General features: G+C 70.8%; 22 protein-coding genes. 12 read left to right on the top strand and 10 right to left on the bottom strand.

Features of this window, described 5'->3' with window-relative positions; genetic code table 11:
* From FVE25_RS21920 to FVE25_RS21960, 9 genes are all read left to right on the top strand, one after another.
* Nucleotides 1-1,020: an NAD-dependent epimerase/dehydratase family protein gene (locus FVE25_RS21920; protein ID WP_157248868.1), complete on the top strand. Its 1,020-nt coding sequence runs from the start codon at nucleotides 1-3 to the stop codon at nucleotides 1,018-1,020.
* On the top strand, nucleotides 1,017-2,255 hold the full coding sequence (locus FVE25_RS21925; RefSeq protein ID WP_157248869.1) for a DUF4910 domain-containing protein: 1,239 nt from the start codon (nucleotides 1,017-1,019) through the stop codon (nucleotides 2,253-2,255). The genes FVE25_RS21920 and FVE25_RS21925 overlap by 4 nt, the downstream gene beginning before the upstream one ends.
* A 95-nt stretch (nucleotides 2,256-2,350) precedes the next feature.
* On the top strand, nucleotides 2,351-3,217 hold the full coding sequence (locus FVE25_RS21930; RefSeq protein WP_246267272.1) for a hypothetical protein: 867 nt from the start codon (nucleotides 2,351-2,353) through the stop codon (nucleotides 3,215-3,217).
* Nucleotides 3,214-4,632, top strand: coding sequence for an oligosaccharide flippase family protein (locus tag FVE25_RS21935; RefSeq protein WP_246267274.1), 1,419 nt, complete (start codon nucleotides 3,214-3,216; stop codon nucleotides 4,630-4,632). The genes FVE25_RS21930 and FVE25_RS21935 overlap by 4 nt, the downstream gene beginning before the upstream one ends.
* Nucleotides 4,629-5,489, top strand: a complete 861-nt coding sequence (locus tag FVE25_RS21940; RefSeq protein WP_157248870.1) for a glycosyltransferase family 2 protein — start codon at nucleotides 4,629-4,631, stop codon at nucleotides 5,487-5,489. Before FVE25_RS21935 ends, FVE25_RS21940 begins: the two co-directional genes overlap by 4 nt.
* A gap of 68 nt (nucleotides 5,490-5,557) precedes the next feature.
* On the top strand, nucleotides 5,558-6,424 hold the full coding sequence (locus tag FVE25_RS21945) for a 2OG-Fe(II) oxygenase family protein (protein ID WP_157248871.1): 867 nt from the start codon (nucleotides 5,558-5,560) through the stop codon (nucleotides 6,422-6,424).
* A 72-nt stretch (nucleotides 6,425-6,496) separates the two neighbouring features.
* The gene (locus FVE25_RS21950; RefSeq protein ID WP_157248872.1) at nucleotides 6,497-7,372 is read left to right on the top strand and encodes a hypothetical protein; all 876 of its coding nucleotides are present in this window, start codon (nucleotides 6,497-6,499) and stop codon (nucleotides 7,370-7,372) included.
* Between the two features lie 12 nt (nucleotides 7,373-7,384).
* Entirely contained in the window at nucleotides 7,385-8,092 is a 708-nt protein-coding gene (locus FVE25_RS21955) for a hypothetical protein (RefSeq protein ID WP_157248873.1), read from the top strand.
* 2 nt (nucleotides 8,093-8,094) lie between these two features.
* On the top strand, nucleotides 8,095-9,510 hold the full coding sequence (locus FVE25_RS21960; protein ID WP_157248874.1) for an O-antigen ligase family protein: 1,416 nt from the start codon (nucleotides 8,095-8,097) through the stop codon (nucleotides 9,508-9,510).
* Here FVE25_RS21960 and FVE25_RS21965 read toward each other — a convergent pair.
* On the bottom strand, nucleotides 9,462-10,481 hold the full coding sequence (locus FVE25_RS21965; protein ID WP_157248875.1) for a hypothetical protein: 1,020 nt from the start codon (nucleotides 10,479-10,481) through the stop codon (nucleotides 9,462-9,464). The two genes, FVE25_RS21960 and FVE25_RS21965, sit on opposite strands and share 49 nt — an antisense overlap.
* Before the next feature lie 13 nt (nucleotides 10,482-10,494).
* Nucleotides 10,495-11,040, bottom strand: coding sequence for a dTDP-4-dehydrorhamnose 3,5-epimerase family protein (locus FVE25_RS21970; RefSeq protein ID WP_157248876.1), 546 nt, complete (start codon nucleotides 11,038-11,040; stop codon nucleotides 10,495-10,497).
* Nucleotides 11,041-11,066: 26 nt separating this feature from the next.
* On the opposite strand from FVE25_RS21970, the gene FVE25_RS21975 reads away from it, so the two are divergent.
* Complete coding sequence (locus FVE25_RS21975) at nucleotides 11,067-11,897, top strand: glycosyltransferase family 2 protein (RefSeq protein ID WP_157248877.1); 831 nt, start codon at nucleotides 11,067-11,069, stop codon at nucleotides 11,895-11,897.
* A 35-nt stretch (nucleotides 11,898-11,932) separates the two neighbouring features.
* Here FVE25_RS21975 and FVE25_RS21980 read toward each other — a convergent pair whose 3' ends face one another.
* Complete coding sequence (locus FVE25_RS21980) at nucleotides 11,933-13,123, bottom strand: glycosyltransferase family 4 protein (RefSeq protein WP_157248878.1); 1,191 nt, start codon at nucleotides 13,121-13,123, stop codon at nucleotides 11,933-11,935.
* On the bottom strand, nucleotides 13,113-14,426 hold the full coding sequence (locus tag FVE25_RS21985; protein ID WP_157248879.1) for a nucleotide sugar dehydrogenase: 1,314 nt from the start codon (nucleotides 14,424-14,426) through the stop codon (nucleotides 13,113-13,115). The genes FVE25_RS21980 and FVE25_RS21985 overlap by 11 nt, the downstream gene beginning before the upstream one ends.
* A gap of 99 nt (nucleotides 14,427-14,525) precedes the next feature.
* Here FVE25_RS21985 and FVE25_RS21990 point away from each other — a divergent pair, with 99 nt between their 5' ends.
* The gene (locus FVE25_RS21990) at nucleotides 14,526-15,575 is read left to right on the top strand and encodes an acyltransferase family protein (protein WP_157248880.1); all 1,050 of its coding nucleotides are present in this window, start codon (nucleotides 14,526-14,528) and stop codon (nucleotides 15,573-15,575) included.
* On the opposite strand, the gene FVE25_RS21995 is transcribed toward FVE25_RS21990, so the two are convergent.
* The 6 genes from FVE25_RS21995 to FVE25_RS22020 all read right to left on the bottom strand — a co-directional run bounded on the left by FVE25_RS21995 (nucleotide 15,567) and on the right by FVE25_RS22020 (nucleotide 20,868).
* Complete coding sequence (locus FVE25_RS21995; protein ID WP_157248881.1) at nucleotides 15,567-16,574, bottom strand: GNAT family N-acetyltransferase; 1,008 nt, start codon at nucleotides 16,572-16,574, stop codon at nucleotides 15,567-15,569. The genes FVE25_RS21990 and FVE25_RS21995 overlap by 9 nt on opposite strands.
* On the bottom strand, nucleotides 16,571-17,464 hold the full coding sequence (locus tag FVE25_RS22000; protein WP_157248882.1) for a glycosyltransferase family 2 protein: 894 nt from the start codon (nucleotides 17,462-17,464) through the stop codon (nucleotides 16,571-16,573). The genes FVE25_RS21995 and FVE25_RS22000 overlap by 4 nt, the downstream gene beginning before the upstream one ends.
* A complete protein-coding gene (locus FVE25_RS22005) occupies nucleotides 17,464-18,117 on the bottom strand; it encodes a polysaccharide deacetylase family protein (protein ID WP_157248883.1) in 654 nt (217 codons plus the stop codon). Before FVE25_RS22005 ends, FVE25_RS22000 begins: the two co-directional genes overlap by 1 nt.
* Nucleotides 18,118-18,164: 47 nt before the next feature.
* Nucleotides 18,165-19,019, bottom strand: a complete 855-nt coding sequence (locus FVE25_RS22010; RefSeq protein WP_157248884.1) for a Gfo/Idh/MocA family protein — start codon at nucleotides 19,017-19,019, stop codon at nucleotides 18,165-18,167.
* Nucleotides 19,016-19,555: a class I SAM-dependent methyltransferase gene (locus FVE25_RS22015; protein ID WP_219825597.1), complete on the bottom strand. Its 540-nt coding sequence runs from the start codon at nucleotides 19,553-19,555 to the stop codon at nucleotides 19,016-19,018. The genes FVE25_RS22010 and FVE25_RS22015 overlap by 4 nt, the downstream gene beginning before the upstream one ends.
* Before the next feature lie 293 nt (nucleotides 19,556-19,848).
* Nucleotides 19,849-20,868 carry a saccharopine dehydrogenase family protein gene (locus FVE25_RS22020; protein ID WP_157248885.1) on the bottom strand — a complete coding sequence of 340 codons (1,020 nt, stop codon included), beginning with the start codon at nucleotides 20,866-20,868 and terminating at the stop codon, nucleotides 19,849-19,851.
* Nucleotides 20,869-20,939: 71 nt separating this feature from the next.
* Here FVE25_RS22020 and FVE25_RS22025 point away from each other — a divergent pair, with 71 nt between their 5' ends.
* Nucleotides 20,940-21,881 carry a helix-turn-helix domain-containing protein gene (locus FVE25_RS22025; protein ID WP_246267276.1) on the top strand — a complete coding sequence of 314 codons (942 nt, stop codon included), beginning with the start codon at nucleotides 20,940-20,942 and terminating at the stop codon, nucleotides 21,879-21,881.
* Nucleotides 21,882-21,987: the final 106 nt, after the last annotated feature.

Here is a 21,987-nt window from a genome sequence, read left to right on the forward strand (position 1 = left end):
ATGCGGGTACTTCTGACCGGACACCAGGGCTACCTGGGCACGGTGATGGCCCCCGTCCTCCGGGCGGCCGGGCACGAGCTGACCGGCCTGGACTCCGGCCTGTTCGCCGACTGCGTGCTGGGCCCCATGCCGGACGATCCGCCGGGACATACCGTCGACCTGCGCGACGTGGGCCCCGAGGTGTTCGCGGGCATCGACGCCGTGGTCCACCTGGCAGCCCTGTCGAACGACCCGCTGGGCTCGCTGGCGCCCCAGCTGACCTACGACATCAACCACCACGCCTCGGTACGGCTGGCCGAGCTGGCCAAGGCCGCCGGGGTGAGCCGCTTCCTGTACGCCTCGACCTGCTCGGTCTACGGCGCCTCCGGCGGCGACGGCCTGGTGAACGAGGAGGCGCCGCTGAAGCCGGTCACGCCGTACGCCGAGTCGAAGGTCCGGGTGGAGGAGGACCTGGCCAAGCTGGCCGACTCCGGCTTCTCCCCGGTGTACATGCGCAACGCCACCGCCTTCGGCTTCTCGCCCAGGCTGCGTGCCGACATCGTGCTGAACAACCTCGTGGGCCTGGCCTTCCTGACCGGCGAGGTACGCGTCCTGTCGGACGGCACACCGTGGCGGCCGCTGGCGCACGCGCTGGACATCGCCCAGGCTTTCGCCTGCGCGCTGGTCGCACCCCGCGACGCCGTACACGACCAGCCCTTCAACATCGGCACCGAGCAGAACAACGTCACCGTGGCCGAGATCGCCCAGGAGGTCGCCGACGCGGTCCCGGGCTCCCGCCTGGTGATCACCGGCGAGGCGGGCAACGACCCGCGCTCCTACCGGGTGGACTTCTCCCGGGTACGGCGGGCGCTGCCGGAGTTCGAGGCCCGGTGGAGCGTGAAGGCGGGCGCGGCCGAACTGGTCGAGGCATACCAGCGCCACGGCCTGGACAAGCACGCCTTCGAACGCCGCTTCACCCGCCTGGCCAGGCTGGCCGACCGGCAGGGCGCGGGCACGGTGGACGGAACGCTGCGCCCATGAAGGAGTTGGTTGACCGGCTCTACCCCTTCTGCCGGAGCATCACGGGCGACGGCGTGCGCCAGACGCTGGCCGTCATCGGCGAGCACCTCCCGCTGACGATCTCCGAGGTGCCGACCGGAACCCAGGTGCTGGACTGGAACATTCCCAAGGAGTGGAACATCCGCGATGCCTGGGTCAAGGACCGCTCCGGCCGCAAGGTGGTCGACTTCCAGGAGCTGAACCTGCACGTGGTCGGCTACAGCGTCCCCGTGCGCGGCACGTTCACGCTGGAGGAGCTGCGCCCGCACCTGCACACGCTGCCCGGCCTGGTGCCCTACCGCACCAGCTACTACAGCGAGACCTGGGGGTTCTGCCTCACGCAGGAGACGCTCGAGGCGATGGACGAGGGCCCCTACGAGGTGCTCATCGACTCCACGCTGGCCGACGGGAGCCTGACCTACGCCGAGCACGTCGTCCCCGGCGAGCTCGACGACGAGGTGCTGATCTCCTGCCACACCTGCCACCCGTCGCTGGCCAACGACAACCTGGCCGGGATCGCGGTGGCGGTGGAGCTGGCCAAGAGCCTGGTCCGGCCCCGCCACACCTACCGGTTCATCTTCGCGCCCGGCACCATCGGCGCGATCACCTGGCTGGCCCGCAACCGCGGGCAGACAGAGCGGATCAAGCACGGCCTCACCCTGGCCTGCGCCGGTGACCCCGGCCCGCTCACGTACAAACGCAGCAGGCGCGGCGCCGCCCCGATCGACCGGGCCGTCGCCCACGTGCTGCGCGAGCGACCGCACACTCTGCTCGACTTCTCGCCCTACGGCTACGACGAGCGCCAGTACTGCTCGCCCGGCTTCAACCTCCCCGTCGGCGGCCTCACGAGGACGCCGTACGCCGGATACCCCGAGTACCACACCTCGGGCGACAATCCGGGCTTCGTCACCGAGGAGGCCATGGCCGACACCCTCGACGTCCTCAAGCAGGTGGTCGAGGTGCTCGACGGCGACCGCGTCTACGTCAACCTCAGCCCGTACGGCGAGCCGCAACTCGGCCGGAGAGGTCTCTACGCCTCCCTGGGCGGCCGCAGCGACACGAAGGCCGCCCAGATGGCGATGCTATGGGTGCTGAACCTCTCCGACGGCGATCACTCTCTGCTCGACATCGCCGAGCGCGCGAACCTGGCGTTCCCGGTGGTGGCCCACGCCGCTGAAGCGCTGCATGGCGCGAGCCTGCTGAAGGAGAAGACGTGATGGAGCTCCGGGTCGGGGACCTGGTGGAAGTTCGGAGCGAAGAAGAGATTCTGGCCACGTTGGATGAGAGGGGCGAGTTAGACAACCTCCCGTTCATGCCGGAGATGCTCCAGTACTGCGGGCGGCGCATGATGGTCCACAAAGTCGCGCACAAGCTCTGCGACACCATCGAAAAGGGCCGCATGCGCAGGATGGAGCATGCCGTACACCTGACCGGGGCGCGCTGCGACGGCGCCGCACACGGCGGCTGCGGGACGGCCTGCTCCCTGTACTGGAAGCACGCCTGGCTGAAGAAAGTCGCGCCGGGCGAGCCCCGGGGCGAGGCCAGGCCGGCGCCCAAGCTGCTGCCGCTGCTGGACGCCAACACGCTGAAGGCGCCGGAGCGGTTCGCCTGCCAGGCCACCGAGCTGCTGCGCGCGGCGCCCACCTGCGTGCGCTTCAGCGACGTCGGCCAGTACGTCACCGACGTCAAGAGCGGCAACGCCGGGATCGCCGCCACCGCGCGCTCGATCTTCGTCGGGCTGTTCAACCACTGGCAGCGCTTCTCCAGGAAACTGCCCGGCTTCCTGCGCATCAAGGGCGGCATCAACTGGGGATTCGTCCCGGCGGGCACGCTCAAGCGGACGCCCAAGGGCGAGCTCGACCTCAAGCCGGGCGAGCTCGTGCGGATCCGCCCCAAGGCCGAGATCCTCGCAACCTTGGACGCCAACCGTAACAACCGGGGCCTGGGTTTCGAAGAGGAGATGGCCAGGCACTGCGGCAAGGTGACCCGGGTCCGCTCCCGGGTCGACGTCTGCGTGGACGAGCGGACCGGGGAGCTGCTGACGATGAAGAGCCCGTGCATCACGCTCGAGGACATCGTCTGCGCCGGCGCCTACATGGTCAACTGCCCGCGGGAGTTCGTTCCGTTCTGGCGGGAGATCTGGCTGGAACGTGTGAATGAGAGCGAGAACCATCAGTGACATCCATCGGTCAGCAGGCCGGCCGCGGCTTGCGCTGGGGCCTGATCGGCAATTTGATCACCCGGGCGGGCTCGTTCACGATGGGCCTGATCCTGGCCCGGCTGCTGACCCCCGAGGACTTCGGCCTGTTCGCGGTGGCCATGGCGGCGACCGCGTTCACCATGACGGTCAAGGACCTCGGCATCATGGCCGCGGTCGTGCAGTGGCGGGGCAAGCTGGAAGACGTCACGCCGACCGCGACGCTGCTCTCGTTCGTCTCGGCGATCATCCTGTACGGGGTCTTCTGGGTGGGCGCCCCCTACTACGCGGCCGCGTCCGGAGCGCCCGAGGCCACCGGCGTGGTGCGACTGCTGACCGCGGTCATCCTGGTGGAGGCGTTCACCGCCGTGCGCAGCGCGGCCATGCTGCGCCGCTTCGAGATGGACAAGCTGACCACCGCCATCGCGATCGGCTTCGTGGCCAACGCGGCGACGGCCATCTCGCTGGCCAAGGCCGGGGCCGGGCCGTACAGCTTCGCCTGGGGGCAGGTGGTGGCCGCCGTGATCACCGGCGTCATCGTCTTCTTCTGGGCCAAGCTGCCGGGCAGGGTCGCCTTCGACAAGCCGATCGCGGTCAAGCTGATGAAGTTCGGGCTGCCGTCGGCCGCCGGGGTGGGGCTGGAGAGCGTGCTGCTCAACGCCGGCTACATCGTGGTCGGCGCGGTCATGGGGCCCGACTGGCTGGGGTACTTCCTGCTCGCCTTCAACGTCTCCAGCTGGGTGCCCGGCCTGATCGGCAACGCGATCAGGAACGTGACCATCCCCGGCTTCTCCCGCCTGGCCGAGGACGGCGGTGAACGGCTGTCCAACGGGGTCCGGCGGGTGGTGCCGCTGTTGTACACCGCGATCCTGTCCTTCGCCGTGATCATGGCGACGCTGGCGCACCCGCTGATCGACTTCCTCTACGGCGAGAAGTGGGGGCAGGCGGCCGGGGTGCTGCGCTGGCTGGCGGTGGTCATGGTCGTGCGCATGCTGGTCGCGCTGGCCTACGACATCCTCACCGCGCAGGGCGACACCAAGGCGACGGTGTGGATGAACCTCGGTCACGCGGTCGTGCTGATCCCGGCGCTGATCATCGGGGCGCACCTCGACGGCATCCGCGGCGCGGCCATCGGCCAGGCGATCGCCTCGGTGGCCGCGGCGCTCCCGCTCGCGGTGTACTTCCTGCGCCGCGCCGGCGTGGACCTGCACGGCATCCTGCCGCTCCTCGTGCGCCCGACGATCGCCACCCTGCTGGCCACGGCCGTCGCCTTCGCCCTCGAACGCGTGGTCACCGCGCCCGCGCCGGTCGAGCTCATCACCGCGGGCGGCGCGGCCATGCTCGTCTACGCGCTCGTCGTCCTACCCTCTCTCAAGCTGAAGGACATCCCGACATGACCGTCTCCATCGGCCTGCCCGTCTACAACGGTGCCGCGCATCTGGCCGAGACCGTCAGATCGATCCTGGCCCAGGACCACGCCGACATTCAGCTCGTCATCTGCGACAACGCCTCCACGGACGGCACCGAGGAGATCTGCCGTGAGGCGGCGGCGGGCGACAGCCGTGTGCTCTACCACCGCCAGCCGCGCAACCTGGGGACGATCCCGAACTTCATGAAGGCGCTAGAGCTGTCGACCGGGACGTACTTCCGCTGGATCGGCGACGACGACCGGATCGAGCCGCACTACGTCTCGCGCGTGCTGCAGGAGTTCGAGCGTGACCCGCGGCTGATCATGGTCACCCACCAGACGTCCTACACCACCGACGGCGTCACCACGACCGACCGCTACGAGGGCACCGAGCTGGGCTCGGACGACCCGGTCGTCCGCTTCACCGAACTGCTGCGGCTGCTGACCCAGAGCTACACGATCATCGACCCGCTCTACGGGCTGATGCGCCGCGACGTGGCGGTGACGATTCCGCGGCCGATCCTGGTGCGCGAGGACGAGCTGGCGGCGGCCCGCTACGCGCTGGCCGGGCCGTGGGCGCACGTCAACGAGGTGCTGGCGGCCCGGTTCTGGATCCCGGCGCGCATGATGGCCATGTCGAGGCGGCACTCGCTGCCTAAATGGCGTGGCGCCTTCGCCAACGTGATCTTCACCAGGGAGCTGCTGCGTGCGGCCGACGAGGCCGGGCTCAGCCCCGATCAGCGCAAACGCGCGCACGCCGCGGTCTACCGGCACTACGCGGCCCGGCAGCGGATGTTGCTGCGCCGCCGTACCCGTCGCCTCCTCCACCTCATTCCGGGCATGTAACGAAATTGCCGATTCGGGCGAGGTATTAATCACTTACTGGGGCGGGGAAGCACGAGAAAGAACAACCCATGACGTCAGTCTTCTCCAACAGCACCCTCGAGGACGACGCTCGCCGCGCTCGCCTCTTCAAGGGGGAGATCTTCACCTTTTCCGCCACGACCGCCACGACCGAGTTGATCACCTTCGCCCAGGAGCTGATCGAGGAGGCGTTCGGCGGCCGTGACCCGGAGACCGCGCAGCACGAGATGCCCGTGGAAGAGTTCGCCGGCCTGCTGGCCGAGCTCAAACCACGGTTCATTCACCATGAACGGTGCAAGGAGATCCTGCCCAAGATCTTCGAGGAGGTGGGCATGTCACCACAGCAGACCTACTTCGACGTGCCGCGGTTACGCACCTCGACCGCCGACCACTACCTCGACTCCGGCATCTCCTACGCCTACCACGCCCATCGCGACTGCTGGTACTCCGCGCCGTTCTGCCAGGTGAACTGGTGGATCCCGGTCTACGCGGTGGTCCCGGAGAACGTGATGGCCTTCCACCCGCGCTACTTCGACCGGCCGGTGGCCAACGGCAGCGCCCGCTACGACTACGGCGAATGGAACCGCGTCGGCCGCCCCACCGCGGCCCGGCACGTGCATTCCGACACCCGCGAGCAGCCCAAGCCGGAAGAGTCGCTGGACCTGTTACCCGAGATCAGGATCGTGCCCGAGCCCGGTGGGATCATCATGTTCTCCGGAGCCCAGCTCCACTCCACCGTGCCGAACACCTCCGGTCGCACCAGATACAGCATCGACTTCAGGACCGTCCACATAGACGATGTACGCACGGGCAGAGGAGCGCCGAACGTGGACGCCGACTGCACCGGCACCACCCTGGGCGACTTCATGCGGGCGACCGACCTCGAGCGGATCCCGGAAGAAGCGCGTGTTCTGTAACGACACGCCCCATTGGAACGATGAAATCCTGTTGAGGGCCTGCGTCCCGGGCACTGAGGGGGAGACCGGCACGTGAATTTCTGGAAGGCGCTCTTAAGCCTCCTTCTGCGCAGGCGCATTGGCATCCCGGTGGTCCTTCTGGCACTGGGCGTCGCCGCGGCGACCTTCGCCGTCATCCCCGTCCGCTATACAGCGAGCACCATCATGATGGTCTCGCCGCCGGTCAACGGCGGTGTCGTCAACCGCAACGCCACCAACCCCGGCGGCGGCGGCAACCCACTGCTCATCCAGACCGAGGGCCTCAGCACGGCCGTCGCCACGCTGGTGCTCGCGCTGAGCGTCGAGGAGACCCGCGCCGAACTGGGCGCGCCCAAGGACGGGCCCACCGAGCTGATCGTCAACGACGGCACCGGCAGCCCGCAGCTCATCGGCATGGACGGCCCGTTCGTCCTCGTCCAGGCCACCAGCACCTCGGCCAAGGTCGCCTCGGAGGTGGTGGCCAGGGCCCGCGAGCGCCTCATCCGCGAGCTCGACGGGCGCCAGCGTGAGCTCGGTGCCCCGACCGCCACCTACGTGGTGCTCATGGACATCGTGCCGCCCACGGAACCAGAGTCGGCCGTCACCGACAAGCTCATGGGCGCGGCGATGGGCTTCGTGATCGCCGTCTTCCTCGGGCTCAGCATCGCCTACGGGCTCGAGCGCCGGCGTTCACGCCGCCGCATGGCCACGGCGGCGCCGGCCGTACCGGAGAGGGAACTCGTCGTGCACGCGCGCATCCCCGACCGGGCGCCCGTGCCGGCCGAGCCCGACGAGGACGACATGCCCACCGACTCCTTCCCCGCAGTGCGGGCCGAGGACGCCGCCGCGAGCAGGAACGGCAAGCTCAAGGTCGAGGAAGACGACGACAACGAGTCCGAAGAAGCCGTCGCCACCGAGCGCGGCGGCTGACGGGGGCGCGCTATGGACTTCTGGAGCACGGTCGGCGTGCTGTTCCGGCGGTGGTACGTGGTGCTGCCCGCGTTCGCGCTGGCGATCTTCATCTCGCTCGCGGTCTACCGCACGGTGCCGGCGCAGTACGCCTCCAACGCCGTCATCGCGCTGACGCTGCCGCTCAGGGGCGGCTCGCTGCCCTACAACCCCAAGGTGCCCAACCCGGAGGTCAACCCGCTCATCGTCACCGAGCGCGGGCTGACCTCCACGGCCTCCATCCTCATCGCCGCGCTGAACGCGCCCGACGTCGCCACCGAGCTGGGCGCCCCGCCCGGCGGCGACGTCGAGCTCAGCGTCAACAACGGCAGCAGCAACCTGGAGACCAGCGCGAACGGGCCCCTGGTGTACGTGTCGGTGGAGAGCCCGTCGCCCGAGCTCTCCCTCGACCTGGTGAAGAAGGTCTCCGCCCGCGCCCGCACCGAGCTGCGCGAGCGTGAGCTGCAGGTCGGCGCGCCGGCCGAGACCTACATCGTGGTCACCGACATCGTGCCCCCCACCGAGCCGGAGGCGCGCCTGGCCCGCCGCTCGCGGGCCATGGTCGTGGCGCTCGCGCTCGGCGGCATGGCCGCGCTCACCTCCGCCTACGCGGCCGAGAGCATCCTGGTGGCCCGGCGCAGGAAGCGGGCCGAGCAAGGGCCGGGCATCGCCACGAAGCCGCTGCCCGAGCGGGTGCCCTGACGATGGCCATCGGCTTCCGCCCTACTGGGCTGCCCAGCCTCAACGGGCACCGTCCGACCCGGGTGGCGGACCTGGACGGCCTGTTCGCCGGCCCGCGGGCCGACGGCGCCACGGTGGCCATCCTCTACGTCCTGATCCTGCTGACCACGCCGGCGGCGCTGATCGTGCGCGGGCTGCCGCTGTCGGTCACGCCGGCGGCCATCATCGGCATGATCGGGCTGGTGCTGTGGCTGCTCACGCAGATGACCAGCACGCTCGGCGCGGCCAAGGGCAGGAACGTCGCCAGGACCGGCCTGTTCCTGTTCTTCACCGCGAACCTCGTCAGCTACGGCTACGGCACCGCCCACTACCTGCCGTCGGACGAGATGAACCTCGCCGACCAGAACCTCTTCCTGCTGCTGGCCAACCTCGGCATCGGCCTGCTGGTCTGCGACGGCGTGCGCACCATGGACCGGCTCAACCTGCTGCTGAAGGCCGCGGTCGTCGGCGGGGCGGTCATCGGCGTGATCGGCGCCATCCAGTTCACCGCCAACTTCGACATCACGCGCTACATGGTCCTGCCCGGCCTGCGGCTGAGCTGGGAGGACCTCTACGTCTTCGAGCGGGGCTCGGTCCGCCGCGTGGCGTCCACCACCGCGCACCCGATCGAGTTCGGGGTGATCAGCGCGATGCTGCTGCCGATCGCCGCCCACTACGCGATGCGGGCCCGCACCGTCGGCGAGCCGTTCCTGCGCTGGTGGGCCTGCACGGCGCTGATCGGCATGGGGATGATGTTCTCGGTGTCGCGCTCGGCGGTGCTGAGCCTGATCGCGATCGCGGCCATGCTGGTGACCGGCTGGACGTGGAAGCGGCGGCTGCGGGCGCTGGCCCTGCTGGTGGGCTTCCTCGCCGTGATGCGGGTCGCGGTGCCGGGGCTGCTCGGCACGTTCGTCGACCTGTTCGCCAACTTCTTCACCGACAGCAGCATTCAGTACCGCACCCACGACTACGACATCGCCTTCGCCGAGATCCAGCGTCACCTGCTGCTGGGACGCGGCACCGGCACCTGGTACTTCCCGAAGTACCAGGTGTTCGACAACCAGTACATGCAGACGGCCATCGACCTCGGATTGATCGGCGTCGTCATCTTCCTGCTCATGATGGCGTCGGGGATCGTCGCCGGGATCTGGGCCAGGAAGCTGAGCGCCGACCCGCACATACGCGACCTCGGGCTCACGCTCGCGGCCGTCATGCTGGCGCCGATCGTCTCCGCGGCCACGTTCGACATGCTCGCCTTCGCCACCGTGACCGGGCTGATGTTCGTGCTGATCGGGGCCTGCGGCGCGCTGCTGCGCGTGGCCAGGCAGGAGAAGGCCGGTCGGGAGAAGGCTCAGTCACCCGCACATTCCAGCGGTCCGGTCACGGACGTCACCCGGTAGGAGTCGTCGATGGTGACGAGTTTGTTGTCCTTCCAGTCGATGGCCTTGCACTGGGCCTCGACCGGTTGGTAGTCCCAGGTGCCGTCGAGGAGCATGTTGTTGCGGAAGATCGCGTATCCGCCCGCGACCCAGAGCTGGATGCTGAACGTGCCGCCCATCACCAGGTTGCCGGTCATCACCACGTTCTTCGCCTCGGGGTTCTGCGAGCGCGGGATGAAGATCGGCGCGGTGCGGTCGGCGACGCCGCGCTGGTCCACGGTGTTGTGGTCGAAGACCAGGTTGCTCTTGCCGTAGTAACCCTGGATGCCGTCGGAGTGGTCCTTCGGGTTGGAGCACAGGTCGATGAACGAGTCCTGGACGACGATGTTGGCGCCGGAGAAGCGGATCCCGTCGCCGTGGTTGCGGATGTGCACGCGGACCGCGGTGAACTCGCCGTCGCCGATCGCGGGCAGGCTGTCGCAGCCCTGCGCGGGGCCGACCGTGCTGTCGCTGATCGTGAAGCGCTTGAGCCGCCGGTCCTTCTCGTTGAGGATGCGGCCGTCGATGACGCTGTTGGTGATCACCACGTCGTCGGCCAGCACGACCAGGTCGCCCTTGATGTGCACGCGGTCCAGCCGCCGCCCGGCCACGTCGATGCGGTGCGCCGAGCCGCTGTCGTTGAGCGGCGCCTCGGTGAGGGCGAGGCCGGGCGGGGCGCCCGTGCAGGCCGGCGTCGGATGGTCGGGGCAGGTGCGCCCGTCGGGCGCCACGACCGGCCGCGGGCCGGAGGAGGCGGGTTTGCTCGTGGCGTCGGGCGTCGGCGCCGTCGTGACCGGCCCCGACGGGGTGGCGGCGCTCGGCGACGGGGTCGCGGTGACCGTGACGGTGACGGTGGCCGCCTTCGGGGACGGCGCGGCGCCGCCCGCGGCGGAGCACGCCGCCACCGTCACCAGGGCCGCCAGCACGGGCAGGCCCTTGAACAACCGTCGCATCCCGGCCACTCCTTCAGGTCAGGCGATCCAGCAACTGCGCCCACGATCCCGCACCGAGGTCGCGCGCGCTCACCGCCGTGGCCGGCAGCGGCCAGTCGATCTTGAGTTCGGGGTCGTCATAGCGCACAGACAGATCCTCGGAGGGGTCGTGCTCGCGGTCAATGCGGTAACAGATGTCGGTCTGCTCGGTCAGCGCCTGGAACCCGTGGAGGAACCCGGCCGGCACGTAGAGGGTCGTGAACGTCTCGTCGTCGAGCACCACCGCCTGGCTCTGCCCGAACGTCGGCGAACCCGGCCGGATGTCGACGAGCACGTCATGGACGGCTCCCCGCGCGCACCTCACCAGTTTGGCCTCCCCGCGCCCGGCACGCCCGTGCATTCCGCGAATCGTGCCCTGCCGCGAGCGCGACTGGCTGTCCTGGATGAAGGCGGCCGGATCCAGCCCGTACCCGGCGGCCAGCGCCGCGTCGAAGGTCCGGGTGAACAGGCCGCGGTCGTCGTGGTGCGGCGTCGGTATGAACAGCAGAACCCCGTCGAGGTTCGTGCGCTCTACTCTCATGGTCGGCCTTTCGAAGGGAACGACAGGTGAATCCCATCGCCAGCATCGTCATCCCCGCGCACAACGAGGAAGCGGTCATCGGGTCCGGGCTCGACCGGCTGCTCGGCGGGGCGGACCCGGGCGAGTTCGACGTGATCGTGGTCGCCAACGCCTGCGCCGACGCCACGGCCGCGCGGGCCGCCCGGCCGGGGGTGCGGGTGCTGGTGACGCCGGTGGGCGGCAAGGCGCACGCGCTGCGCCTGGGCGATGCGGCCTGCCGTACCTTTCCCCGGGTGTACGCCGACGCGGACGTGGGCCTCGACCCGGCCAGCGTGCGCGCGCTCGTGGCCGCGCTGGCGCGGCCGGGGGCGCTGGCGTGCGCGCCGCGGCCGGTGTGGGACCTGTCCGGCGCCACGTGGGTGGCGCGGCGGGTGCACCGGGTGCACGACGCGCTCGTGTCGCCGCAGCGCGCGCTGGCCGGCGTGGGCGTCTACGTGCTGGGCGAGGACGGGCACAAGCGAGTCTTCCCGCTGCCCGACGTGCTCTCCGACGACGGCTGGGTGCAGGCGAGCTTCGCGCCGGACGAGCGGGTGGTCGTGGCCGAGGCCACGTCGGTGGTACGGCCGGCGCGCACGGTCCGGGCGCACCTGCGCCGCCGGGTGCGGGTACGGCTGGGCAACCGGCAACTGGCCGAGCTGGGCCGCCCGGTCAACGCGGTGCCGCTGCGGCTGGGCGACCTGGCCGCGCTGGTGCGCGCCCGCGCGGTGAGCGTGCTCGACGCCGCCTGCTACCTCGCCGTCTTCCTGGCCGACCGCGTCCTCACCCGCGTACGGCGGGGCCGCCCGGCCGACTGGGGAACCGACGCCAGCAGCCGATGACGTCAAGGGGAGGCCGACGTCAGGTGCACGTGACGTCATGACCGGGCGGCGGCCGCCTCGTAGGCGGCCACCAGCGCGGTGCGCGAGTTCGCCCAGGACAGCGGACCGGACACCCTGGCCTGCCCGATCTCGCCCATTCTGCGCCGCTCATCCGGGTCGTCCAGCAGCAGCCCGATGAGCTTGGCGAACTCCGACTCGTCGTTGGGCGGCGCGTACACGGCCGCCTCGCCCGCCGACACCCGAGCCTCGCGCAGGTCGAAGGAGACGATCGGCCGGGACATCGCCATGTACTCCATGATCTTGTTCATCGTGGAGACGTCGTTGAGCGGGTTGAGCGGGTCGGGCGCCAGGCAGACGTCCGCCGTGGACAGATAGCGCAGCAGGTCGGCGTCGGGGATGCGGCCGGTGAACTCCACCATCCCGTCCAGCCTGAGCTTCCCGGACAGCTCGACCATGGCCTCGAAGGTGTCGCCGCCGCCGACGAAGACCGCGTGCCAGTCGCCGCGCTGCTGCTCGTCGCGGAGCTTGGCCAGGGCGCGCAGCGCGTAGTCGACGCCGTCCTGGGGTCCCATGACGCCGAGGTAGCACAGCAGGTGCGGCTTGCCCTTCTTGAGCGCGGGCTCGGCGGGCACCTGGTGGAAGCGCTCGACGACGGGTGCGCTGCGCACTACGAAGACGTCCTCGGGGCGCTTGCGGCCGCGGGTGAGCGCGACCTGCCGGTAGGACTCGTTGGTGGCGATGACCACGTCGGCGACCCGGTAGGTGGCCTTCTCCAGCAGGCACACGACCTTGTAGAGCAGGTCGCGGCCGCGGCTGAAGCGGGATTCGTACAGCTCGGGGATGAGGTCGTGCTGGTCGAAGACGTAGCGGCTGCGCCAGCGTAGCTTGGCCAGGAGGGCGACGAGAAAGAAGAAGTCGGGCGGGTTGCAGCCGTGCACCACGTGGACCGGGCCGACCCGTCTGGCCAGGCGGAAGGTGTGCCAGAGGGCGGTGCCGTACTCCTTGAGGTAGCCCTGAGGGCCGCCGGTGGCCGCGGTCAGGGGGTAGCGGTGGATGGTGATGCCGTCGATCACCGTGTACGGCTCGGTGTCCTGCTTGGTGCCCTGCGGGCAGATGACGTGCACCTCCCAGCCCGCGTCGCGCAGCGTCGTGCTCTCCTGCCAGACGCGCCGGTCCATCGGCACGGACAGGTTCTCGACCAGAATCAGCGCTCTTCTACCAGGCAAGGCCCACGTATCCAGGGTGAGCCCGGCGCCGCTCGGCGTCGGGGAGGCGGACGAGGTCGATGACCGGGCGGTCGCCGGCGCGCTCGAGCACGTCCAGCACCGCTGGGTCCTTGCAGCCGGCCACGCACACCTCGGCGTGGTCGAGGACGGCTTGCGCGTCGTCGGTGAGCAGGTCGGCCAGGTGCGGCAGGCGCTGTTCGACGTAGGCGCGGTTGGCGCCCATGAGGCGGGACAGGGTGACGTTGGCGTCGTAGATGCGCAGGTCGTAGCCCTTGCCGAGGAGGCGTTCTGCCAGTTCGACCAGGGGGCTCTCGCGCAGGTCGTCGGTGCCGGGCTTGAACGACAGGCCGAACATGCCGACGCGCCGCTTGTCGGCGCTCATGACCAGGTCGAGGGCGCGGTGCAGGTGGGCCTCGTTGGCGGGCAGCACGTGCGAGAGCAGCGGCACCGAGACGTCCGCGCGGCGCGCGGCGTACACCAGGCCGCGCAGGTCCTTGGGCAGGCAGGAGCCACCGAAGGCGAAGCCGGGGCGCAGGTAGGCGGGGGAGACGTTGAGTTTGCGGTCGGCCAGGAAGACGTCCATGACCTGATGGGAGTCGATGCCCAGGGCCCGGGAGACGGCGCCGATCTCATTGGCGAAGCCAATTTTCACCGCGTGGAAAGCATTGTCGGCATATTTCGTCATCTCGGCGACAGGAATCGGCACCCTGAACACCTCGCCCGGCAACTCCCGGTATAACGCCGCGACCAGCTCGCCCGTCTCGTGATCGGATTCCCCGATCACCGTTTTCGGCGGGTCGAAGAAGTCCCGCACGCTGGACCCCTCGCGCAGGAACTCGGGGTTCACCGCGACCCCGAAATGCACGCCCGCCTTCAGCCCGGAAGCCCGCTCCAGGATCGGGATCAGCAGGTCGGCGCAGGTGCCGGGCAGCATCGTGCTGCGGAAGACCACCGTGTGCCGGCGCTCGCCGTCGATCGCCCGGCCGATCTGCTCGGCCACCCGCTCCAGGAAGACCGTGGACAGGCTGCCGTTGGCCGCCGACGGCGTGCCCACGCAGACCAGCGAGACGTCGCTGGCCGCCACGGCCGCCGCCGCGTCGGTGGTGGCCCGCAGCCTGCCGTCCTGGACGACCTCCCTGGTCAGCTCGCCGATGCGCTCCTCGACGACGGGCGCGTGCCCGCCCGCGACGAGCGCCACCTTGTCCGGGTTCACGTCCACGCCGATGACCTCATGGCCCATCGAGGCCAGGCACGCGGCGGACACACAGCCGACGTATCCAAGGCCGAAGACGCTGATTCTCATCTGCCCTCCAGATAAGCAGGGCAGCGCAACCCCCCGCCCACGTCTCGATATCGACGGCATCACTTGGAACGTTACGAGAGATCGTGATAATTACGGGTGGTGAGCGAGCTCGTGGAAACTCGCAAGAGGCTGGATTCGCTGACCGGGTTACGGTGGATAGCCGCCTTCGCGGTCTTCGGTTTCCATATTCATGCCGCCGGGCTGACCACTGACCCGGCCCTCAAGGCGGTGCTGTCCGCCCTCTTCTCGGCGGGCGCCGCCGGGGTCCCCTTCTTCTTCGTCCTGTCCGGGATGGTGCTGACCTGGTCGGCCCGGCCCGGCACCACCGCGGGCGTCTTCTGGCGGCGGCGTGCCGCCCGCGTCCTGCCCAACCACGTCCTCACCTGGCTGGCCGTCCTGGCGTTGCTGGCCGTCTCGGGGGCGGCCGTCTCCATCGGGCCCTCGCTGAGCGGGCTGGTGCTGCTGCAGAGCTGGGTGCCGGCACCGGAGTATTACTTCGCCGGCAACACCCCGGCCTGGTCGCTTTCGGGGGAACTCGCCTTCTACGCCGCCTTCCCGCTGCTGCTGCCCCTGCTGCGGCGCATCCCCGGGCATCGGCTCGGCTGGGCGGCGCTGGGGCTGCTGGCGGGGATCTGGGCGGTGCCGCTGGTGTCGATGCTGCTGCCGGACGACCTGGCCTACTGGTTTGTCTGGATATTTCCGGTCACGCGGGCGCTGGAGTTCGCGCTGGGCATCGTCGTGGCCCTGCTGGTCGCCGCCGGGCGCTGGCGTGGGCCCGGGCTCACCACGGCGGCGGTGATCGCGCTGGCCGCCTACGCGACCGTGCCGTTCGTCTGGGAGCGCTGGGGATGGGTGGCCTGGACGGCCGGGCCGTTCGCGCTGCTGATCGGCGCCGCGGCGGCCAGCGACGCCTTCGGCACGCGGGCCTCCTTCCTGGCCTCGCGGCCCATGGTGTGGCTCGGGGAGATCTCCTTCGCCTTCTACCTGGTCCATCAGCCGGTCATCCGGGTGCTGCAACGGCTGGTCGGCACGGATCGGCCGGTGCCGGTCGTGCTGGTCGCCGTCGCGGTCATGCTGGCGGTCGCGATGCTCGCCGCGTGGCTGCTCTACCGCTTCGTCGAACGGCCCCTGGAACGCAAGCTACGTTAGGCGCCGCTTCACCCTGCTCAGCGTGGGCCTGGCCCGCTCCAGCGCGGCGCGGGCGGCCCGCCGTACCGGATTGCGGGTCACCAGGCCCTGGCCGACCGTGGTCTCGCCGGTCTTGGCCCGGCGTTTGTACTCGTCGTCGCCCCGGCCCAGGTCGATGCGCTCGATGCCCAGGGACGGCGCGGCCAGCACCAGCTCGCGCAGCAGGATCCAGCCCGGCGCCAGCTTGGCGTGCGCCGGGTCGTAGACCGGGAACCACCAGTGCAGCACCCCGCCCGCGCGCATCCCGAAGTGCGCGGCCAGCAGGTGCGGCCCCGCGTGCAGCGTCGACAGGATGCCCGCGAAGTCCGGCTCGCGGGTGTGCAGCAGCAGCTTGAGCAGGTCGGTGCGGTCGGGCTCGGCGAAGTAGTCCCGCGCGCCCGTCGCCGCGTACTGGGCCCGCTTGAGCTCGATCACCCGCGCCAGCGCGCCCTCGTCGAGCGAGTCGGCGGCGAAGCGCACCTCGCCCAGCTCCCGCCCGGCCTTGCCGGCCCGCCTGCGCGCCTGGCCCATGTTCTCCTTGCCCGCCTTCGAGGCGCGCGCGAGGTAGCCGTCCATCCCGCCGCGCACGTCGAGGTACGGCGAGGCCCGCCGGGTGACCGTCCACCGGTCGAACCCGGGCATCCCGTCCACCAGGTGATCGAAGGCGAACCCGGTGACCCCCTTGCCCAGCAGCCTGACCGGGTCGAACGCGGCCCCGGGCGCCAGCAGCGGCCCCTGGAAGTCCGCGCCCGGCCAGCCCACGGGTCGCAGCGTCGAGCCGATCAGATGACCGGCCATGAGCACGTCGTCGGCCACCGCCACCCGCACGGGATGGCCGCTGGCGTGCACGGCCGCGGCGAAGCCCGGATGGAAGTAGGGGCTGTCCAGCGCGGGATTGCCCGCCCGCAGCTCGCGCCAGCGCTCGAGCTCGGCCGCCGGCAGCTCGTGAAACGGCAGCACGTGCAGCGGCGGAACCCTCATCGCGGCAGGCTCTTCCACCGCAGCGAGGGCCGCAGCAGCCAGGCCACGCACTTGCGCGAGGTCTTGCGCCCGGTCGCCGCCCGCGCCAGCTCACCCAGCAGCACGACCAGGAAGTACAGCCCCCCGGCCAGCGCCCCGCGCCGGCGCCGGAACAGCCGCACCTTGTTGATCATCAGCAGCGCCGCCAGCGACGGGTTGACCGCGGAGTCGCCGCCGATGTGCTCGATCACCGACGCCGGCTCGTACCAGGTGGCCCAGCCGTGGTCGCGGGCCCGCAGGCAGTACTCGGTCTCCTCGCTGTAGAGCAGGAACGACTCCTCCCACGGCCCGAGCTCGGCCAGCATCCGGGCCGACATGCACATCGCCGCGCCCGTCGCCCAGGCGACCTCACGCGCCTGCACGTACTCGCTCGGGTGCGTCACCAGCTCGCCGAGCTTGCCGATCCGCCCCGCCCTGAGCCCGCCGATGGCCGCCTCCACCACCGCCCGGCCCAGCGACGGCATCCGCCGCAACGACGGCTGCAGCGAGCCGTCCGGGTTCACCATGTACGGCACGGCGATCCCCCGCCAGGCGGCCTCGGCCAGCGGCAGGATCGAGCCGGGCCGCAGCCGGCAGTCGGGGTTGATGACGTAGACGCAGTCCAGTTCGTCCAGGTCGAGCGCGGCCACGGCGGCGTTGATCCCCGCCGCGTACCCGGCGTTCGAGCCGACCTCCACGACCCGGGCGCCGCCGTCCCTGGCGATGGCCACGCTGTCGTCCTTGGAGGCGTTGTCGGCCACCACGACGTCGATGAGCTTGACGCCCTCCGAGCCCGCCACGATCGAGGCCAGGCAGCCGCCGACGACGTCCGCGCTGTTGTAGGTGACGATCACCACCGCGACCCGCTTCATCAGCGCATCCTCTTGTAGAGCCGGGCGCCCAGATCCCGCACGGACACGTGCCCGAGCAGCGTCCGCTCGATCCAGGCGGCGTCCAGGTCGTGCTTGAGGCTGGTGCGCGCCTGCAGCCAGTCGCCCGGCCGGGCCCGGCCGCCGTCGCTGGTGTAGGCGCGGGTGACGCCGGCGGTCCTGAGCCGGGCCAGCACCCGCCGGTCGTAGGAGCCGAACGGGATCGCCACCCTGGTGACCCGGCGTCCCGACACCTTGGTCAGGACCTGGTGCGCCTCGGTCAGCTCCTGCTCGGCCTCGCGGGGGGAGATGCCCCGCCAGTCGCGGTGCGCCCAGCCGTGCGAGCCGACCCGCATGCCGGAGGCGACGAGCGTGCGCACGCCGTCCTCGTCCAGCCTGCCCGGCTTGCCGAGTTCCCCGGCCAGCACGAAGAACTCCGCGTCCAGCCCGCGCTCCAGCAGCCGGGGCAGCGCGATCTCCACGTCGGAGGCGTTGCCGTCGTCGAAGGTGATCCGCACCTCGGGCCGGTTCACCACCGCGTCCATCACCTGCTCGAAACGTTCCACGCTCACCCAGGTCAGGTCCTCGCCCGGGTCGAGCGTCCGGCAGGTCGGGCCGATGCCGTGCACGGTTAAGTTGATGACCGAATCCCCCACAAACCCTCCCTGGTCAGCTTTAGGTAATCGGCCGGTCCGTGCTCCCGTTACACGGTCTTGACCGCGGCCAGGAGCCGTTGGAGGTGCAGGCCGCGGTGCACGTCGATGGCGTGGGGCCGCCACTCCCGCACGGCCTCGGCGAACTCCGCGCGCAGCGTGGCCCTGGTCGGCTCGTGGTCCCCGGCCAGGTCGGCCAGGTCCAGCCGGAGCTCGCCGTGCGGGCCGTACAGCTCGTAGATCGTGCGCTTGCCCGTCCCGGGTATCCGCCCGGACAGCGTGAGCTGGCTGATCGCGCCGCCCTCGTGCAGGCAGGTCACCGCCAGCAGCCCGTCGCCGGCCGACCTGACCTCCTTGATCGTGCCGAGGGCGGCGTCGAGGAGGTCGAGCCCATGGGGCCCGGTGTTGTAGAGGACCCCTGCCCGTTCCCGCCAGGGGCTGTGGGCGAACGTGCCGTCGCGGAACTCGTTGGTCAGCTGGCACGCCCGCCCGCCGTACAGGCTGGTCCTTCCGCACTCGCGGAGGAACGCCCGCACGCCGGGCCGGAAGCGGCTGGTCAGCGTGAGCATGCTCGGCACGCCCGCGCGCTCGATCTCCGCGGCCAGGTTCTCCGCCGACGACACGTCCAGCGCGAGCGGTTTCTCCAGCAGTACGGCCCGGCCCGCCCGCGCCGCCTCGACGGCCAGCACAGCCTGAACGTCCGGCGGCACGGCGAAGACCACCGCGTCGCAACGTTCCAAAAGCCGCTCGAACGAGGCGAACACCGGCGCGCCCACGCGCGCGGCGTGCCCCGGGTCGGGCGACCAGACGCCCGCCAGCCGCGTCTCCGGGCCGGCCGCGAAGACCGGCGCGTGGAATGCCCGCGCCCACGGGCCGGAACCGACCAGGCCGACCGATACCGTCACGCCCTGATCGCGATCAGCGACTTGGTCAGGCCCGCGACCCGCTCCGCCCGCATCCGTGCGCCCGGGAACAGCAACGCCATTTCCGCCCGCCCGATCAGCTCGATCTCCAGCGCGTCCTGCAGCGCGGTCGGCCGGTCGCGGGCCTTGGTGTGCACCAGCGGCCAGAACCGGTTGATCCGCGCCCGCGTGGTCACGGGGAGGAACTGGTAGAAGGGGAAGAGCACATGCGGCTCGACCGGGAAGTACCTGTAGGGCGTCTGCACCCAGAACCTCCCGGCCAGCGAGTGCACGGAGTCCGCGAACGCCTGCCGCCGGGCGTACCCGCCCACGTGCTCGATGACCGCGTTGGAGAAGACCAGGTCGTACCCGCTGCCCAGGATGCGTTTGGGCAGGTCACAGGCGTCGCCCACCTCGGTCCTGAGCCAGTCGGGCAGTTCCTGGTCGTCGTGGGCCAGGTTGATGACGTGCACGCTGGCCGGCTTGATCGGGGCACGCATCCACGCTGTGGCGGTGCCGCCGAGGTCGATGACGTTCATCTGGCTGAGGTGGGGAAAGCTCTCCGCCACCCAACGCCAGCGGCGCGCTCGCGCCTTCGCCGCGACGGAATTGGGTCCGTCGACGAATAAATTCCGCAAGGGGGATCCCACCGCGTCATCTTCGCCCAAGGACCGTTCCCGCGCCAGCCTTGTTACCCAGGTAGACCGGCTCTGGACACCTTCGCCCGCCCATTCCCCGACAAATGGGGCCTTCGGGGGGAGCGCGATCTTACCGGTGGACCCCCTTCAGCACCCGTGGCCGCCGAGGACGTCCTGGCTCATGGCGCGCATGGTCATGGCAGCTCCACCGTGATGTGGGGCGAAAGCGCCTTCAGGAAGTCCGGCGCGTCGAAGATCTCGCCCGCCGAGGCGACGCCGGTGGTCTTCGTCCTGCCGGTGCGGATCCGGTGGACGGCCTCCACCGCGAGCGGGGCGCTGACGGCGTAGATGTCCTGGCCGTAGGCCACGGCCCGGCGCTGCGCGGAGCCGTTGCGCACGACGACGTCCACGACGAACGACTGCCCGGAGCGCCCGCTTTCGTCAACCGCGACCGGCGGCGGCGTGTCCGGGGAGGACACGTCCCTGGCCGCCTCGACCGTCATGTACGTGCGGACCTCCGGGATGCGCAGGTGGCTGGGGATCGCCACGACGTCGGCCATGCTGAACTCCCCGATGACCGCACGCGTGCCCATCGGCTCGGGGAACGGCCAGGTCAGGGCCGGCGGCTCGTCGTCGCGGTACTCCAGGCGGCCGCCGGTGTAGCGGACGCGCCGGCCGCCGCGCCGCCGGCGGGAGACCGCGCCGGCCGCCCTCGTGCCGGTCGTGGGGTGCCAGCTGGCCAGGCCGTACGCGATGTGCGCCTCGTCCGCTTCGGTCCACTCGCCCATCGCGGCGGTGGCCAGCAGGTCGCCCAGCCCGCCGTAGAAGGCCATCGCGGGCACGACCACGGCGCCCTCGTCGCGGGCGCGGGCGCCGAAGAGCTCGAAGGTGTCGAGGTTGGCCTCGATCTCGGCCGCGACGTCCACGTAGGGGATCTCGGCGCGCAACGCCGCCTCGATCACGGGGCCGGCCGTGTCGGCGAAGGGACCGGCGCAGTTGATCACCGCGTCCGCCCCTTTCAGCGCCTGGTCGAGGGAGCCGGGGTCGTCCGCCGACGCCCGCCGTACGTCGAGGCCGGGGTTGCCGGCCGCCAGGTCGCGGAGTTTGCCGCCGTCCCGACCGGCCGCGATAGGGGCGAATCCGCGCTTCTGCAGTTCTGCCACGACGAATCGGCCCGTGTGCCCGTAGGCGCCGAAGACGGCTGTTCTTTCCATGGGGCTATCGTCGCGGCGGTCCCCTTAGCCGGACGAGTGTCCGGAACGACATGATGCGTACAATTTCGGACGTGAACACAGTCGCGCTGGCCGTCGCCGACGGGATCCTGCACTTCGAACTGGCCCTGGCCTACGAGCTCTTCAGCTCCGCCCCGCCGGCTCCGGTCGCGAGCTGGTACGACCTCGTCGTCTGCGGATCCGGCGTGGTACGGCCCGGCGCCCGCTTCACCCTCGAACCCGACTGCGGGCTCGACCGGCTCGCGGAGGCCGACACGGTGATCGTCCCCGGCTGGGGCGACGTGGACCTGGAGCCGCCGGCCGACCTGGTCGCCGCCGTGCGCGCGGCACACGAGGCCGGCGCGCGCGTGGCCTCGCTCTGCACGGGCGCGTTCATCCTGGCCGCCGCCGGCCTGCTGGACGGCCGCCGCGCCACCACCCACTGGGCGCACGCCGAGGACCTGGCCGCCCGCTACCCCCGGGTCGAGGTCGACCCGGACGTGCTCTACGTCGACAACGGCAGCGTCCTCACCTCCGCGGGGAAGGCGGCCGCGATGGACCTGTGCCTGCACCTGGTCCGCCTCGACCACGGCTCGGCCGTCGCCAACGCGGTGGCCCGGCGGCTGGTCGTGCCCCCGCATCGGCCCGGCGGGCAGGCTCAGTTCGTCGCGACACCGGTGCCGGAACAGGCCGACCATCCCCTCAGCGCCCTGCTCGCCTGGGCGTCTCGGCGGCTGGATCAGCCCTTGACCGTGGAGGATCTGGCCCGGCAGGCGAACATGAGCTCACGTCACCTGGGGCGGCACTTCAGGGCGATGACGGGCACCACGCCGCTGCAATGGTTGCTGACCCAGCGGATCCGGCGGGCCCAGGAACTCCTGGAGACCACCGACGACGGCGTGGACGCCATCGCCGCGGCCACGGGGATGGGGACGGCGGCAACGCTCCGCCGCCATTTCAACCGGGCTGTCGGCGTGCCCCCGGACGGCTACCGCCGTACCTTCCGCTCCCGCTAGGCGTGTCCGGAACTGTTCCGAACACCGTGTGACCTGGCCCGGACAACGGCGCGGACATATGTATGGATCGTCTCGTTCACGGGGGCCGGCACTGACCCCTGCTCGC

The sequence above is a fragment of the Nonomuraea typhae genome, assembly GCF_009760925.1.
Taxonomy (GTDB): Bacteria; Actinomycetota; Actinomycetes; order Streptosporangiales; family Streptosporangiaceae; genus Nonomuraea; species Nonomuraea typhae.